A 15,932-nucleotide genomic window follows, 5' to 3' on the forward strand; every position below is an offset into this window, starting at 1 on the left:
TCCGGGCGAGCGGCGAGCGGCGTTCGGGGCGTTCCTGGCGGGCGCCGCGCGGGTGTTCGCGCCGTCCTCCGACACGGCGGGCCGGATCCGGACGGTGTACCCGGACCTCGCCGTCACGGTGCGGCCGCACGTCGAGCCGGAGCGGTCGGTGCGCTCGACCGCCCTCCAGCGGCCCGGCCGAATCCGCCGCGTCGCCGTGCTCGGCGGCATCAGCCTCCCCGAAGGCGGGCTGCTGCTGCAGGCCCTGGCCATCGACGCGCGCGGGCGGGACCTGCCGCTGCACTTCGCGATCGTGGGCCACTCGGACCCGGCCCTGACGGGCGGCCTCGCGCGCGCCGGCGTCACCGAGACGGGGCGCTACTCCACGGACGATCCGACCCTCGACCGGGTCGCCCGGGCGGCCCTCCAGATCGCCGAGACCGGCCATCACTGGGAGGACGACGAGACCCTCGATCTCGTCACCCAGGTCTCGGCCGACCTCGTGCTGCTGCCGTCGATCTGGCCCGAGACCTACGCGTACGCGCTGACCCTGGCCCTGCGCACCGGCCTGCCGGTGGCGGCTTTCGACCTCGGCGCGCCGGCCGAGCGGCTGCGCGGCGTGCCGAACGGCCATCTCCTGCCCCGCGCGCTCATGACCGATCCGGCCGCCTGCAACGACCGACTCGTGGCGATCGACATCGCGCAATCCGGGCGTGAGGCGGAACCGATCCCGGACGCCGCCTCCGCCGACCTCATGCGGGCCTACTACGGCCTGGCGGTCTGACGCGCCCGGGGGCGGGCCGGGTCAACGCACTTTGGCCCATTTTCTCGTCGAGACAGGCGCCGCAACGCAGAGGTCCCATCGATGCCCGCCCTCCCGAAGCCCGAATCGCAGAAGGGCCCGGTCGAGTCCTACCTGCACGTGCTGCACGCGCTGATGCTGCGCGACATGCGCACGCGCTTCGGCGCATCGATCTGGGGCTACGGCGTGGTCGTGCTCTGGCCCTGCGTGCACGTGTTCGTGCTGATCGCGATCTACACCTTCCAGAAGCTGGCGGCCCCCCTCGGCGACAGCCGGCCGCTCTTCTTCGCCACGGGCGCGGTGCCGGTTCTGGTCTTCCAGTACATCTCCCGCGAAGTCATGAAGGCGGTGATCATGAACCGCCCTCTGACCTATTACCCGCAGGTGAAACTGTTCGACGTGATCCTGGCCCGCATCCTCGTCGAGATCGTCACCGGCTTTCTGGCCCTCCTCGTCGTCTCCTCCGTCCTCGTGGCCATCGGGACCAATCCGATCCCCGCCGACCCGTTCACGGCGATGTGCGGCTATCTGGCGGCGATCGTGCTGGGCATCGGCATCGGAACGATCAACGTCGCGATCATCGGCTTCTTCCCGGGCTGGCTGATCGGCTACGCGCTCTTCAGCATCATCCTCTATATCTCCAGCGGCGTGATGTTCCTGCCGAGCTATATGCCGGACAAGATCTACTACTGGATGAAATTCAACCCGGCCCTTCAGCTGGCGGAATGGGTGCGCTCGGCCTATTACCCCTACGCGGGACTGCAGATCGACCAGCTCTACGTCCTGATGTTCGGTCTCACCTCGGCCAGCATCGGCCTGTTCCTCGTGAAGCACGTCGTCAGCAAGATCCAGATGTGAGGCCGGAGTGCCGGCGGTCTCGGCGCATCGGATCGGCCGTCCGCGCCCGGGGCCGATCCTACCGGGTCTCGCGGCCGGCGGCCGGCCGATGACGCCGCGCCCGGCATGGGGCATAGCGGGAACGGGGCCCCGCAGCGCTCCGCTCCGTTCGCCGCCGGCGTCACCGGCCCACCCAGCGTCAGGATCCGAGGCCGCCGCATGACGAAGAACCTCGTTCACGACATTGATACGAAGTACATTCGCCAGATCCAGCAGCAGAACATTCAGTTGGCCGTCATGCGGGCCGAACTCGACAGAGCGGTGCAGGCGCGCGCCGCGGCCGAGGCGCGCGCCGAGGCGACGAACAAACTCTTCGACGCATTGCTGACGAGCCTGAGACCCTACGGGTTTCGGCGCAAGCAGTTCCTGCTCGCTGTTCGGCGGATCGCCGCCGCCGTTCCGGATCACGGGCCGGCCGCGCTCCAGCACGCCGTGCTGTTCGACGGGTCGAATCGGATCCTGAAAGGCGGCCCCTCCGAGCGGCAGCGCGGCTGATCCGAGGCTGCGCGCAGCCTTCCCGTATCCTCCTCTTCACATCACAGACGCGGAACCGAGAGCGATGGCGGTCGAACTCCTGACTGTGTTCAACGCGCTGACCAACTTGCGGGACAATCTGGGTGCGAAGCCCCATATCGTCAGCGCGGAGATTGAGTTCCTGTCGTTCGCCACCAAGATGGCCCTCTTCTCCAATTCCCAGCTCCTTCAGGATCTCTGGGTCCTGTACGAGCTGAAGGAGAAGCGGAACGGGTATTTCGTCGAGTTCGGCGCCTGCGACGGCGTGAGCCTCAGCAACACGCTGCTGCTGGAGAAGACGTTCGGCTGGCAGGGCGCCCTCGCGGAGCCCGCGCGCGCGTGGCACGCTGCCCTGTACAACAATCGCAGCTGCTACATCAGCGACCAATGCGTCTATCGGACAGACGGCGTCGAGGTACTGTTCAACGAGACCGAGATCGGGGAGTTGTCGGCCATCGAGGACTTCGCCGACGGCGACTTCCACGCCGGATTCCGCCAGCAGGGTGTCCTGTACCCGGTGAAGACGATCTCCTTGAATCGATTCCTGTCCGAGGCCTGCGCGCCCCGGCGCATCGACTACATGAGCATCGATGTCGAGGGCGGCGAGTTCGATGTCCTCCAGAGTTTCGATTTCTCGCGTCACGATATCGCGCTGATCAGCGTCGAGCACAATTTCGCCGACACGAGGGAGAAGATTTTCGATCTCCTGACGGGCCTGGGATACCGCCGCCGGTTCCAGCAGCTCTCGATGTTCGATGACTGGTATGTGCGCCCCGATCTCGCGGCGGCACAGGCCTGACGGTTCCAGACCATGTCCGCAGAGACCGCCATCGAGATCCTCGACTCGACGTTCGACCTGTTCAAGGCGATGGGCAGCGGGATCGATCTCGACCTGCAATGGCTCGAGATCGCGAAGCGGCTCCAACGGGTCCGGGCGGAAGCCGCGTGGTCGGCCGACCTCGACTTCATCGCCGTGAAGCTGAAAGCGCATGCCGCCTTCTACGCGGGCACGTACCGGCGTCCGAGCGGGCCGGAACCGATCGATGCGGCCATGGCCCGCCACCTCGACGAGGTCGTCCGACACTATTCCCTGCTCCGCGCCCATCTGGAGCAGCAACTGCCCGCGCGCTAGCCGGGCTCTGAGGCCGTCGGTGCGGAAGAAGCGCCCCCACGAGCATTGTCCGGCCGGCCACTGGAGGCCGGCCCGCTGACCGACAGCGACCGGGCGTCCCCGCGATTGGCCGGCGGCGGGGCTGCGGGGCGGCGCGCGATGTCCAGGGATGCGGAGGCCCCCGGGCCCGCTCGTGGATCACGCATTCCGGCGTCGTCGTTCAGCCGGGATCGGCGGGAGGCCGAGGGCGGAGAGCCTCCGTCGCGCTCGTTCAGCCCCGCGTCCCCTCCGCGAAGGGCTGACCCGTCATGCCCTGCGCTGCGCCTGCGACGGGCGATCCAGTGATCGACCGGCCCGGGCCGCCTCCGACATCGAACCGTCGTCTTTTACGGCCAAGCCCGACTCATCCGAGCACGCGGCGCATGACACCCCCAGCGGTGATGATGTCCGCCCAGGAAAGGCGCGCCCATGCTTCCCGAAGTCCGTCCTGGGGTCGCGATCGGGACGCCGCACCGGCCCCCCTCGGTGAACCGCGCGCCTGTCCCCGGCCGGCTCTCAGCGCTCCGCGACCACGGCCATGGACGCTCGAACCAAGATGATTGACTGGACTTCGGCGGCGCCCCAAGAGTGAGCGCCGATGAGGGCCTTGCGTCACCGCTCCGGCTGAGCGGTTGTGGACAGTCCGCCGTTGCCCTAAGCATCCTGGCAGCTATCCGGCATCAATTCGAGACAACCTGACCATGCGACGCTGAATCACGCTCGAGAATACCGATCTCTATAAACAAAGCGCCTGCGCATGTTCCTCGAGCGTCGGACAAAAATTGCGATCCATTGGAACCGATCGATCTGAGTGAACCGAAGCCTGAAGGGGAGATCGACCATGCTCTCACGAGCCAAAATATCTCAGGACATCAGCCGATATTGATGAAACGCTTCGATGACCGGAATCGTAGATCGGTTGTCCGTTTGTGAGAATAATTGAAAGTTTAATTCATAGCATCGCAATGCAACAGATTGTAAGACGAGAGAGACGTCCGTGAGAATGCAGAAACGCGTCATGTGCGTTGTCGGAACGAGACCGGAAGCCATCAAGATGGCTCCCGTCATTCTCGCTCTGCGCAACCAGGACTGGGCCGCCACACATGTCGTGGCGACGGCTCAACATCGCGAGATGCTCGACCAGACCTTGTCGGCGTTCGGGGTCGTTCCGGATCGCGACCTCAACCTGATGAAGCCGAATCAGACGCTCTCCGAATTGAACGCCCGGGCCCTGACAGCCATCGACGACGAGATCGTGCGCGCGCAACCCGATTTTCTCCTGGCGCAAGGCGACACCACGACCGTTCTGGCCGCCGCCACGGCGGCGTTCTACCGGCGAATCCCGTTCGGGCACGTCGAGGCGGGCCTACGAACCTTCGATTTGGACAATCCGTTTCCGGAAGAATTCAACCGCGTCGTCACGAGCAGGATCGCGCGGCTGCATTTCGCACCGACGGAGAGCGCGAGACGGAATCTCCTCAGCGAGGGAGTCGACGAAGGCCGGATTTTCGTAACCGGAAACACCGTTATCGATTCGCTCCTGCACACGTCCGCGAAGACAGAACGCACTCCGAACGCGGACTCACCGCAGCGCAAACTTATCCTCGTCACGGTCCATCGGCGCGAGAATTTTGGCCAGCCCATCGGTGACATCTGCACGGCTATCGAAACGATCGTCGACACCAATCCCGATGTCGAAGTGCTCTGGCCGGTACACCCCAATCCCAACGTGACCGAGATCGTGCGGGGCCGGTTCGGCGGCAAGGAGCGCGTGCGGCTGGTGGATCCGCTCGGCTATGTCGCCTTCGTCGAGGCCATGAACGCAGCCTACCTGATCCTCACGGATTCCGGCGGTGTCCAAGAAGAGGCGCCCGCGCTCGCGAAGCCTGTCCTTGTCCTGAGACAGGCGACGGAGCGGCCGGAGGCGGTCGAAGCGGGGGTCGCCCGCCTAATCGGCACGGACACGCAAGCGATCGTGGCGGAAACCGATCAGCTGCTCCACGATCGGAGCCACTACGAGACCATGGCCCGAGGTGGCTCGCCCTACGGGGACGGCAAGGCGTCGGCGCGCATCGTCGAGGCGGTGCGCGCCCTCTTGATCGGGAGCGCGCGAGGCGGCGAACGCCCAGAAGGCCACCTCTAGCGCGCCCGACATCGGAGCCGAGACAGGCCAGGGACCGACCGGATTGATCGTGCAGCGGTGGCGCTCCCGATGCGCCGACGAACGAAGTGAGCAAGGTAGCGCGGCCGGCACTGCGCGGGCAGCTACGATCGCGCGACAGGCGCAGATTGCAGCCCGGTGATCGTGTCGGCGCAATCGCTCCCGATCGGGCGCCTGGCGGCATCCTTCACCGTCACGATCGCTGGCGAAACACCTCGCGGCCGCCGCGTAGCGCAGCGGAAGCATCAGAATCTCCGACTCAAAGGTCCGCCATGGCGAATCGACTTGTCCTATGCGATCCCAACATCGTCAGAGACGGCGGCCACTACCTCGAATATGCCAGGATGGTTCTCAACGCGGCGGCGCGGCGCGGCTTTCAGCCGATCCTCGCCGTCAATGAGGCGTGCCGCGCGGACATTCCCGAGGGCTGGGACGTTCTCCCGGTCTTTCAATACGGCTTCTGGGGCCGCAAGCTCCGGGGGGAGGAGTCGTCGGCTCCGACCTTCACTGAGGACGACCGTAGTTATCTAAGACTCAAATATTCTTCGCTCGGTCTGCTGTGGGCCGCGGCCGGAGATCTCGGGGAGTTCCAGCACTACAATCGCTCCTACCCGCCCACGGGCCGCGCGCTGGATCGCATCAAGTCCCTGTCGGAGATCAGGCCTCTGGTCGATCTCTACCTGCGCGAGGATCTCGCCCGGCGGAACAGCACGACGCCCCCGGAAGATTGGTCGGCCGAGGAGCGCGCGCAATCCTATACCGCGCTTCGGGAAGCCATCCGCGCGGCGCTCACATCCCTCAAGGGGAAAGCTCCCCTCGAGCGCGCGCTCGCCAGCGCGGCGGCGCGAAACGCCATCCTGTCCGACCGGCAGGCCCGCGATGTCGGAGCGTTGCAGGACCTGACCGATATGGCGCACAAGGCCGCGGCGTTCGACCAGGCGCTGTGCCGGGTCATGGAATCCGTCCGGCCGACGGAGAACGATCTCTTCCTCTACCCGACGATCAACTATTTCGAGTTGCGCGGCCTGAAGAGCGTCCTCGACAGGGAGCCCGGCGCAGCGGCGCCCAGCCACCACGTCATTCTCCGTCGCAATGTCTACTCCGGCTATCCGGGCAATTTCGACAGCCAGGAATGGGACATCCACGCGAGCCGCACGGCTCTCGCTCTCCTGGGAGACGCGCGTCGGCGCACCCGCATCCGGTTCTACACGGACACGCCGGCGCTGACGCATCAGTACAATCTTCTGGGCAGCACGGATTTCCTGACCGGACCAGTGCCGGTCGATATGGTCGGCCGCACCCGGTCCGGCGACGCGCCCTCCGAAGATGGAGACCGGCGTCCGACGCTGATCATCTACGAAGCGCACGACGTGCAGCAGGCCCGCCTGTTCCTGGAGCAGCTTCGCGCGGCCGCGCAGGATCTGTCGGTACCCGTCGTCGTCAATGTGGTCATTCGCGGCGAGCAGTGCCTGTACGAGTTCGAAGTCTTAGGTCTCGACGATCACCACGGAGCCGTCGAGGTCCAGTTCATACTCCCCGATCAGGTCGACCGCATCGATGCGGACCGCTTCTCGACCATCGTCTTCGGCACGTGGCGCGACAACTACGTCCGCTTGGCCCTCCAGGCCGGTGAACGCGGCCGCCCCGTCGTCGTCACAGCCAACAGCTGGCTTGCCCGGATTCGCACACGGGACGCCCGCAACTTCCACGATCAGGCGCTCTCCGACGCGAGAACCCTATCGCGGGCGGCATTGCCCGCCGCGTCGTGGAACCGATACGATTTCGCGACCGGCGTGTCGGCAGCGGTCGCGGCGTCGGATCGACTGGTCGTCGAGGACGGGGCGGCGACGACCGTCGATCTCGCCGTCGCGACCGGGGCCGACACGGTGCGCCTCGTCATGCGGCGGTCACCCGGCGTCAATTCCGAGGGACCGCTGCACCTGATCGCGTTCTTCCCGTCGGGCGAAGCGTCGGGACATTCGGAGGGACGCCACGATCTCGCTCTGGTCGGCGGCGAAGACGAGGACCTGTCCGTCGTGCTGCCCGTGCCTGCGGGAGCCGCGCGCCTGTCGCTGTCGCTGTGCAATTTCAGCCAGCCGGCGGCCATCGAGATCCGCGCGGCGGAAGCCGTCTGGCTGAAGGCGGGTCGCACCGTCCCCGCTCTGCCAGGTGGTCTGATCTTGCCGGAGCTCGTCGGCGACTTTCGCAATTCCTGGATCACGCCGCTTCGGAACATCGAGGCCGCCTATGCCAGCTACGCCCGCAGCGCGGCCGAACATCTGGAACCTCTCGAGCTCCGCAAGAGGATCCTTCCGCCGGATCGGCCACTCGTGCTCGCCTATCTCGGGGACGCCCGCGAGGAAAAGGGCTTCCACCATCTCCCGGACCTGATGCGCGCGACCGAGGCGGACCGCACCGCGCCGGCCCTGATCCTGAAATCGCAGGTCTATTACACCTCGGACTACCCGGAACCGGCCTGCTTGACGGCGGCAGCCCGCCTGCGCAGCGCGTCGCGCGACCGTGTGACCCTGATCGAGGGGCCGCTCAATTCCCGGGATTACGCGCGCGAGTTGCTCAAGTCGGACGCGATCCTGATCCCCTATCGCCGTGCCGACTACATCGCCCGGTCGTCGGGCATCTTCAGCGAGGCGTTGGCGGGGGGTATCCCGGTGATCGTTCCGACCGGGACGTGGATGTCCGCCGAGTGCGACGCCCTCACGTACGGTCAGCACGAGACGCTCATCGCGCGAACGGACCGCACCGCGATGGCGCAGCCCGCCTTCCACCGCCTGATCGGCAATCAGACCGCGCCGATGTCGGCGCCTTCCGGCCGCGTGCCGATCTCGCGCGGCGCACTCGCTTGCGCGCATTTCGAGATTCCCGACGAGTCCGACTATATCTGGATCACCTATCGGCCGGACCCGAGTTTCCGGCACGTTTTCACGCAGTTCGACATCTCGTACCAAGATAACTTCGAGAACGGACACGAGATCGCGATGGTCAAGCGGGTTCTCGGAGGAAGCACGGCTTCGACCTTCTCGCTGCTCGCCCGTGTCCCACGGGCCGCGCGCGCCATCTGGTTCGGGATCTACAACGCGTTCGGCTTCGAGCACTACGAGTTGCGAGACTTCACCATCACCTTCGTCCGGCGGGGCGGCCGTCCGCTCCCGGAGACCGCCGGCGGCGTCGTCTACTTCTCCTCCGATGATGAAGCGGCGTCCAGGAACGAGTTGGCGGCTGCGGTGCTCAGGTTGAAGCGCGATTACGGGACCTACGCCGCCAGCGCTGAAGCGATCCAGCCGATCTGGGCGCAGCGGCACGATCCGCAGCGACTGATCGAATTGTTGGAACTCCCGTTCCCCGCAACCGAGCCTTCCGACCACGCGCGCTTTACAGGAGCCGATTGGTGAATCAGATGGCAACACCATTCGAGTCCGGCCCGAGCGCGGGGGACCAGACTTTTCCGGGCCGGCCGCCACGGATCGCCGCCGTGTTCGACACCTCGGTCGGCTACGGTTCGCCCCAGCTGGAGTATCTGACAACCTCACTGGCGCAATTCTACCGGGCCGACGAGTGCTGGCTCATCGAACCGGACGTCAAAGGCAAGCGCGGCCTGCTGGAGCGCGAGGGGCTGAAGATCCGGCGAACCGCCACCAGGATGCCCGCCCATGGCGAGTTGCACCACATCGATTACAATATCCAAAATCATCGATGGCTTCGCGACTACGATCCGGACATCGTCATCGTGACGAGCGGGTCGAGCCTGCCTGCCGTGCTACGGCTGCCCCGGAAGCCCCCCCTCGTCATTTACTACATGCTCGAGAACATCGAGTATCAACGCTCGGCCAGCGGCGGGTCGCTGATCCAGTTGAACCGCATGTTTCATCCATGGATCGACCTCATCTGTGTGCCCGAGATCGATCGCGCCGGGTTCGATCTCAAGTGGCTCGGTTGGGAGACTGTTCCGACGCTGGAATTGCTGAACGTTTCCCTCGAACGGTTCTCGCGCCCGCGCGCGGCGAGCGACTTCCGGATTCTTCACGCCGGGTCGATCTGCGAGGACACGCTCTCGCACTACCTCGCGGACGCGTCCAAGTTGGCGATCAAAGTGGATGCATTCGGCATCCTCGCGACTCAGGCGATGCGCGACCTGTTTGTGGGGCTCAGCGGCAGTTCGGTCGCCTATCGCGGCGTTCTGACGATGTCCGACCTGGACGCGATCTACAACGATTACGCCTACTCGCTCGTCATGTGGCGCCCGAGTAATATCAATCAGATATACGCGTCACCGAACAAATTTTTCCAAAGCATCGCCCGCGGCGTTCCGCCCATCGCGGCGCCACACCCTCAATGCGCCCGCATCATCCGCAAGTACGGCTGCGGGATTCTCATGGAGGACTGGACGCCGGCTGCGTTCACGGCAGCGCTTCTTCGAGCGCAGGATCTCTACGGTTCGAGCGCGTACGAGGCGATGGTCGAGCGATGCCGGGCCGCGACGGAAGCGGAATTGAACTGGCCGGCGCAGTTCGCGAAAGTGGAGGCGTTCCTTCATAGCCGCGCCGGACATGCGACATAGGCTTGCGCTGGCCGGGAGCATTGTCGCCGCGGCTCACGCGACTGAAGCGATAGGCAGCGGCGATCCGATGGTCGAGAGAGGCGCCCCGACCTCCGGGAGGCGGGCCGAGGCGTCCGCCGATCAGGTCGGGAGGACGGCCGGCGACGGGGGCTGACGCAGGGATTGAAGCAGATCCTGAACGATCGGGACATCCGGAGAGAGCGCGTCCGCCCGCATCAGATCCTCAATGGCTCCGTCGATGTCGTCGACTTTAACCTTCAGGCATGCGCGCTGATAATGTGACCAGAACGGGTCACTCCCGAGCGCGATCGCGCGATCCATGACATCGATACATTCAGGCAGGGCGTGGCCGAGTCGGCTCAACGACAGACTGCGAAGATAGTTGAGCTGACCGTCACATCGGTACTCTGGCGCGCCACTCTCGGTCAAAGCCAGAACGCCGGCGTAATCTCCGCGCTCATACAACGCGCTCGCGTTCGCGCGGACGATCCTTGCTTGATCGATAGTCATGAATGCATCAGAGATATCGAACCACATTCCACCATGCGCGACCATGTTCGAGACTATGCGCTCGGGACTGATGTTCGCGCTCTCAACCTCCGGCCTCGATGGATTGATCGGCCAATGTGGAACCCCACCCCAGGTGGCTCCTCGATCAGCCAACCACTGCAGATGACCCTCGAGTTTGACGCGTCGCCGCTCAACTTTTCCCGCAACCTTTATTTTTCCCGAGACAAATTTGTGCTGAAAATTAGCGCGCAAGAATTGGCCCAACGGTGTGTCGAAATTCTGATAGTAAGCCAGGAGAGCGGCGAACTCGGCGGGCAAGATGAGCGCCCGCTCGGCAGTGCGAGCTTCGCGCAGCATGCCGACACGCAACGCGGTGGTGGGGCACCACCCAGTTACGAAATAATGGTTTCGATAGAGTGTCGCGACCACGCTCCCCGACGGAAGATCCTCCGGCAGCGCCGTCGTCGCATCGACGAGTTCTGGGAGCTGTGCGGCCAACGCCGCTAGAATACTGCCCGTAACGGTCAAACTATCGATCGTAAGCTGCAGGAGCCGCGTCCGTCGATTCGTTTCCTCCGACGCGAACCAGCTCTCCCGAAGATCGTCGATGGCGAGCTCGAACGAGTCCCACGACCGGTCGGACAATCCCGATGCCCGCAAGCATCGGAACGAGTGCTTGAGCCCTCCGAGCGTCAACAACATCAGACGGACATCGACGTTCCGCGATATTAAAGAAATCCTGTTCCATGTCCAGAAATAATGGCACGCCATTTCAGCCAGACTGACGATCAGCAGATCGTTGTCCGGCGGGCTGAGCGTGAGATCTCCGCTCCCTGCTCCAGGTGCGCTTCTCGGAAAGATTGGATAGAGATCCTTTAGTCCATCAACTTCGTCTCTGGACACGATCATCGACGGCGGATGGAAGAACAGCGTGTTCGGGGGTTGCGGCGATTGACCTGGATAATCCTCGAGATCCACCAGCGGGGAGAGCGCATCGTGCCTGCCGACGGCGAGGATGACGTCGATATCCGAGATGCCAGGGTTCCTGACCGATCCGAACTCGATGAGTTCGGCATTCGGTAGCCGTGCCTCGACCGAGCGCGCCAAATTCGATCGGGCCTCGTCATATTCTCCGCGGCTGTGCGCCTGTGGTGGATTTCGCCAGAGCCAAGTCGACCCGGCCCGGCGGGCCATGCACGCCCGCCAACTCGATTCGCCCGACCGCTTCACCTCGAAGGCTTCGCAAACGTTCAAGACTTGTCCGGCGAAATCCGGCCCGAGATGTTCCAGCAATCGAGGGGAGGGCTGTTGGGCCCGGGCGCGGAGATGGAAGGCCAGACCGTCCTCTCCGTCTCCGAGATGCTCCGCGTTCCCGTAGAGATTCTGGGACCAGACGGCCATCGCCTTGCGAAGCACATCGGCGCAGTCGCGCGGAAGCGCGCGGAGAAACGGCCCGAATGTGTATTTCTTGTATCGATATTTTCCGTCAATCTGAAGAGCGAATGCTGGAAAAAGCAAGAACGTATTGACAAAAAGTTTGTAGTGAAAGGCGGTATGGGGCACTCCATGGAAAGCGAGAGAGCGAAAATATTGGCGCACGGTATTGTAAGCGTAAAGACGCTCGAACGCGGAGTCGCGCTCTGAGACGACGATCTTCCGGCCTCCCTCACCGACCATAGTCAGGGCGTATTTCAGAATGACGAGGGGGAAATCGGCCTGGGAATAGAAATCGATATCGGCTGGACCGAAGATTAAAATTCCGTGGTGCTGAAGTGGATCCGTCCTATACAGAAACGGCCACAGATTTTTCAAGGACTTTCGCAGTCTCAAGATGGCATCGGATGACTCGACAACTTCACGCTTGAGAATACCGAACAGATCGATGTCGGACGAACCTCGCACGTAGTCCAACGTCGCCATGCTCCCGAAGACGCTCAGGTGCTCGAAGGCCCATGCAAGATCCGACCGTGCCCATAGGGTGAGTTCCGCGACGGCTGAGCGATAGGCTTCGTCCTTCCGGGCATACTTATCGGGCTGCAGTGTCCGCGGCAGCGTAACGGTGACACGTCGGACTTGAGGTCGTACCGCCCGCACGAGATCGCCGAGATGGCGATAATGCGCGCTGACGAACCGGGCTAAGTCTTCGATCGTAGGGTCGCCGGGCTCCTGTGCGAGTTCGGCGAGAGCCCGCTCCACGGGTGCGCCCGCGGAAATGCCAGATTCGCGGAGGCTTCTCAGCATCGCGCGCATATCGTCGATACGGAGTGCGTAGCGGTCCATTCTCCCGTCTGACCGTGGCGGTCGTCCATCGAATCCGAGATCATGGCCGTTGAGCAACGTCATGAGGATCTGGCGGACGTGTCGCTGGAGCAGGCTCAGGATGAACGCTGCGGGGTTTCCGGGTACGACCTGCCTCGCGACGCCCGAGAGACCGTCGGTGGACTGCGCGGCGCAGATGAAGGGGTCGATGTCAGGAGTGACTCTCTCGCCGGGCAAAAGGAGAAGACCGCCCTGCTCTTGGCGGAGGAAGCACTCGATAGGAAGCCTGTCTTTCACGTCTTGGAAATTCCTCAGACTGCGAGGCCGCGGCCAACCAGGTAATCAGCGGGCAATACGGTGGCGAAGCGGGTGTCTTCCGGTCACATTATACCGCGGTGATTTTGCGGTACGGTATCCGATGCGATCGAAGGGCGGCATTTTTGTCAGAGCCCCTCGAGGGAACCATGCGCGGTGCAGCCGGGCCTGTCGATCTCGCTTCGACGAGCCGACGTGTTCGGAGCGCGACGGCGCCGTCGGTCGAACCGGGCGGCCAGGATGGGAACCGCACCGAGGACGCAACCGAACGTGGCGGCCACGCGCAAGTCCGCGACGTACCGGTGCTCGTGGCCGTTCTCGAACAGGAACGCGCGTCAGGCGCGTTGGTCAAAGAGAGACAGACGAGACCGGGTCGTCGAAGCGGTGCATCACGGTGTCATCCCTGCCCGTTTCCGGACGACGCAGAGGCGGCGGGCGGGAACAGAGGCCTTCGACCCACATGGCCGTGCCGTCTTCAGAACTTGCGCGCCACGTCTCGCTTCAACCGGGACGAGACGATCGCGATCCGACGGTCCGGCGTTCGCCGGGCGGTGGCGATCGAAGCGAGGCTTGTCGGCGTCCTCGGACGGTGAAGAGATGACCTCGCCGAGGTGCCGGCCGATCAGAGCGTGCGCCGCTCAGGTGCCTTCGGCGACCGCGGTTGCCGCCGCGGGAGCGTTTGGCGACCCATGATCGCCGGTCAGCATCGCGTTCCGCGCAACTCCGCTCGCGTTCAGCGCGCCGATTGTCGTGACGCCGTTCGAGCCACTGTGCCGGTCGACCTATGTCGGGTAAGCGCGCAGCAGGGAAACGACCGACCCCGAGATGAGAGCGGACCGGCTTCGGCCGATCCGCGACGCGGAACCGCCGAGCAGGTTCACCCGGTGCTCCGGATCTGGACAGCGGTCATGGCACCTCGATCCCGTTCACGGGCCGAGGCCTCACGACCCCGCCAGACTGTCAAGCAAGGCGTTGTTGTCGGGATGGTGCGGACTGGCGCGCTGCGCGGCGAGCGCAGCCTCCCGGGCCTCCGATTTTCGACCGAGGGCGTTCAGGACGTGGGCGCGCCGGAACTGTCCCCAGAAGGCGTCGAAGCCGAGGCTCAATGCACGGTCGAACAATGCTGACGCGTCGTCCAGTCTACCCTGTGCGGCAGCCGACATGCCGGAGAGATACGCGAGGCGCGGATTGTTGGGCTCGACTCTGATAATCGGACCAGCGAGCCTGTCAAAGATATCAGCCCGGTTCTGATTAATGCATTCATCGAGCACAGGAAAGACCTCTGCGATCGGCGCTCCGAATGGATCAATGATGTCGAGAACGTCGAGATGCCGTGCGGCCCCCGCGTCGAGCGGAATCGTCTTCACGTCGACGCCGACGATTTCGATCAGAGGATCGTCGTTGAGCACCTGCATGCACAACGTCACCGTATTGACAGTTGAATTATAGCTTGTGAAGGAAAAATTCGGCTCACAAATCAGATAGTAATCGGCATCGCTCCGGACGATGCATCGACCCCCGGCGATCACCGAGCAGGAGAGGCCGGTCCGGCTACGTCCGCGCGTGAATACTTTGACACACGATATCCCTGGCTTCACCGAGATATGGCACAGTGTCGTCTTGCCGAACTGCTCAACCTCATGGTCGACCCGCTCGAAGGCTTGATCATTCGCGACCTTGAGGAAGGAATTTTCCGGCCGATCAAGCTCGGCCTCGTGCACGAAGAGAATGTCTTCGACCATGCCGCCGCCTTCGAAGTCGGCGGCATCTCGTACGAGATCGAAATTCTTGAGATTATAGGCCCGATAGCCTCTCGCGGTCAGAAAATCGTAGGGCCGAACATCTTCCTTGCGCATCTCCAGCAGGAGGACCGGCCGGTGTTTCTCGACGAGCGTTTCGGCCCCGAGCAAAGCGTCGTATTCCGCACCCTCGATGTCCATCTTCACCAAGCGCGGCGGACGCTGCGTGCAGAATAGATAATCGTCCAAAGATATCGTCGGTACTTTTATACTCTTCGCACGATCGTCGGCGAAATAGATGCTGTCCGTATTAGAGAATGAATTCTCGAACAGCTCGACCTCGATGCCGCTTTCCGTATAGACCGCCGCGCCGATGACTTCCGCGCTGCTCATGGCGTTGGCGGAAACGAGCGCCTCCAGGATCTGAATGTTCCTCGGGCTCGCTTCAAAGCACGAGACCTGCCCTGCGGAGCCGACCAGCTTCCAGAACGAGGTCGTCAGCCAACCACGATTTGCACCGACATCATAGACGGCGTCGCCGCGCCTGATGAAATGCCGCGCTGCGAGTTGGACATGCTGCTCGGCGACGGAGATGGGTGGACCGGACATGCGGGTGCGGACCTCTGATTAACGGACTGCCTGCTTTGGCAAACTGTAGCACAGCGTCAAGAATGGAGCCGACGCGGAATGACGCTGACCGCCGGGACGATGCGTCCGTTGCGGCGCAATTGATGCGCCGGAGCGCGGTGGGGCCGATTCCCCAAGCGCCCGCGATGCGATGACGGGATAGGCCGATCGATGAATCGCGGCGCTGGACACTGCGGCCGGGCCGCGCGTCTCGGAATCGGGCCGTGCGGCGCCCTGATGGCCACGCGCCTGCCGTCCCTGGGGCGCCCCGCAGCGTGGCGGGCGTCCCCGGCATGGCTTTTCCGGAGAGGAATTCGGCACTCGCGCAATAACCCTCGCCATCCTCGCTTCGGCCTGCCATGCCTGCCGCGGCGCGCGCAGAAGGAAATTAAACCTGTTGCCGT

Annotated in this window: 9 protein-coding genes and 1 pseudogene; 8 read left to right on the forward strand and 2 right to left on the reverse strand. The window is 64.0% G+C overall.

Translation table 11 applies throughout. The features are described 5' to 3' along the window. The 8 genes and pseudogenes from ACLBYG_RS25895 to ACLBYG_RS25930 all read left to right on the forward strand — a co-directional run. A pseudogene (locus tag ACLBYG_RS25895) lies at positions 1-763 on the forward strand (glycosyltransferase); the annotation flags it as partial. An 81-nt stretch (positions 764-844) separates the two neighbouring features. Then, complete coding sequence (locus ACLBYG_RS25900; protein WP_234080924.1) at positions 845-1,639, forward strand: ABC transporter permease; 795 nt, start codon at positions 845-847, stop codon at positions 1,637-1,639. Between the two features lie 198 nt (positions 1,640-1,837). Then, positions 1,838-2,173, forward strand: coding sequence for a hypothetical protein (locus ACLBYG_RS25905; protein ID WP_447683380.1), 336 nt, complete (start codon positions 1,838-1,840; stop codon positions 2,171-2,173). Positions 2,174-2,237: 64 nt separating this feature from the next. Further along, on the forward strand, positions 2,238-2,990 hold the full coding sequence (locus ACLBYG_RS25910; protein WP_447683381.1) for an FkbM family methyltransferase: 753 nt from the start codon (positions 2,238-2,240) through the stop codon (positions 2,988-2,990). A 12-nt stretch (positions 2,991-3,002) separates the two neighbouring features. After that, complete coding sequence (locus ACLBYG_RS25915; protein ID WP_447683382.1) at positions 3,003-3,323, forward strand: hypothetical protein; 321 nt, start codon at positions 3,003-3,005, stop codon at positions 3,321-3,323. Positions 3,324-4,344: 1,021 nt separating this feature from the next. Continuing rightward, positions 4,345-5,484, forward strand: coding sequence for a non-hydrolyzing UDP-N-acetylglucosamine 2-epimerase (wecB, locus tag ACLBYG_RS25920; RefSeq protein WP_447683383.1), 1,140 nt, complete (start codon positions 4,345-4,347; stop codon positions 5,482-5,484). A gap of 290 nt (positions 5,485-5,774) precedes the next feature. Beyond that, on the forward strand, positions 5,775-8,912 hold the full coding sequence (locus tag ACLBYG_RS25925) for a hypothetical protein (RefSeq protein ID WP_447683384.1): 3,138 nt from the start codon (positions 5,775-5,777) through the stop codon (positions 8,910-8,912). Next, on the forward strand, positions 8,909-10,078 hold the full coding sequence (locus tag ACLBYG_RS25930) for a glycosyltransferase (protein WP_427508303.1): 1,170 nt from the start codon (positions 8,909-8,911) through the stop codon (positions 10,076-10,078). Before ACLBYG_RS25925 ends, ACLBYG_RS25930 begins: the two co-directional genes overlap by 4 nt. 120 nt (positions 10,079-10,198) lie before the next feature. Here the strand turns inward: ACLBYG_RS25930 and ACLBYG_RS25935 are convergent, their stop codons facing one another. Next, entirely contained in the window at positions 10,199-13,144 is a 2,946-nt protein-coding gene (locus ACLBYG_RS25935) for a hypothetical protein (RefSeq protein WP_447683385.1), read from the reverse strand. Between the two features lie 959 nt (positions 13,145-14,103). Beyond that, positions 14,104-15,510: an FkbM family methyltransferase gene (locus tag ACLBYG_RS25940; protein WP_447683386.1), complete on the reverse strand. Its 1,407-nt coding sequence runs from the start codon at positions 15,508-15,510 to the stop codon at positions 14,104-14,106. Positions 15,511-15,932 lie beyond the last annotated feature (422 nt).

This window comes from Methylobacterium sp. D53M (genome assembly GCF_053345625.1).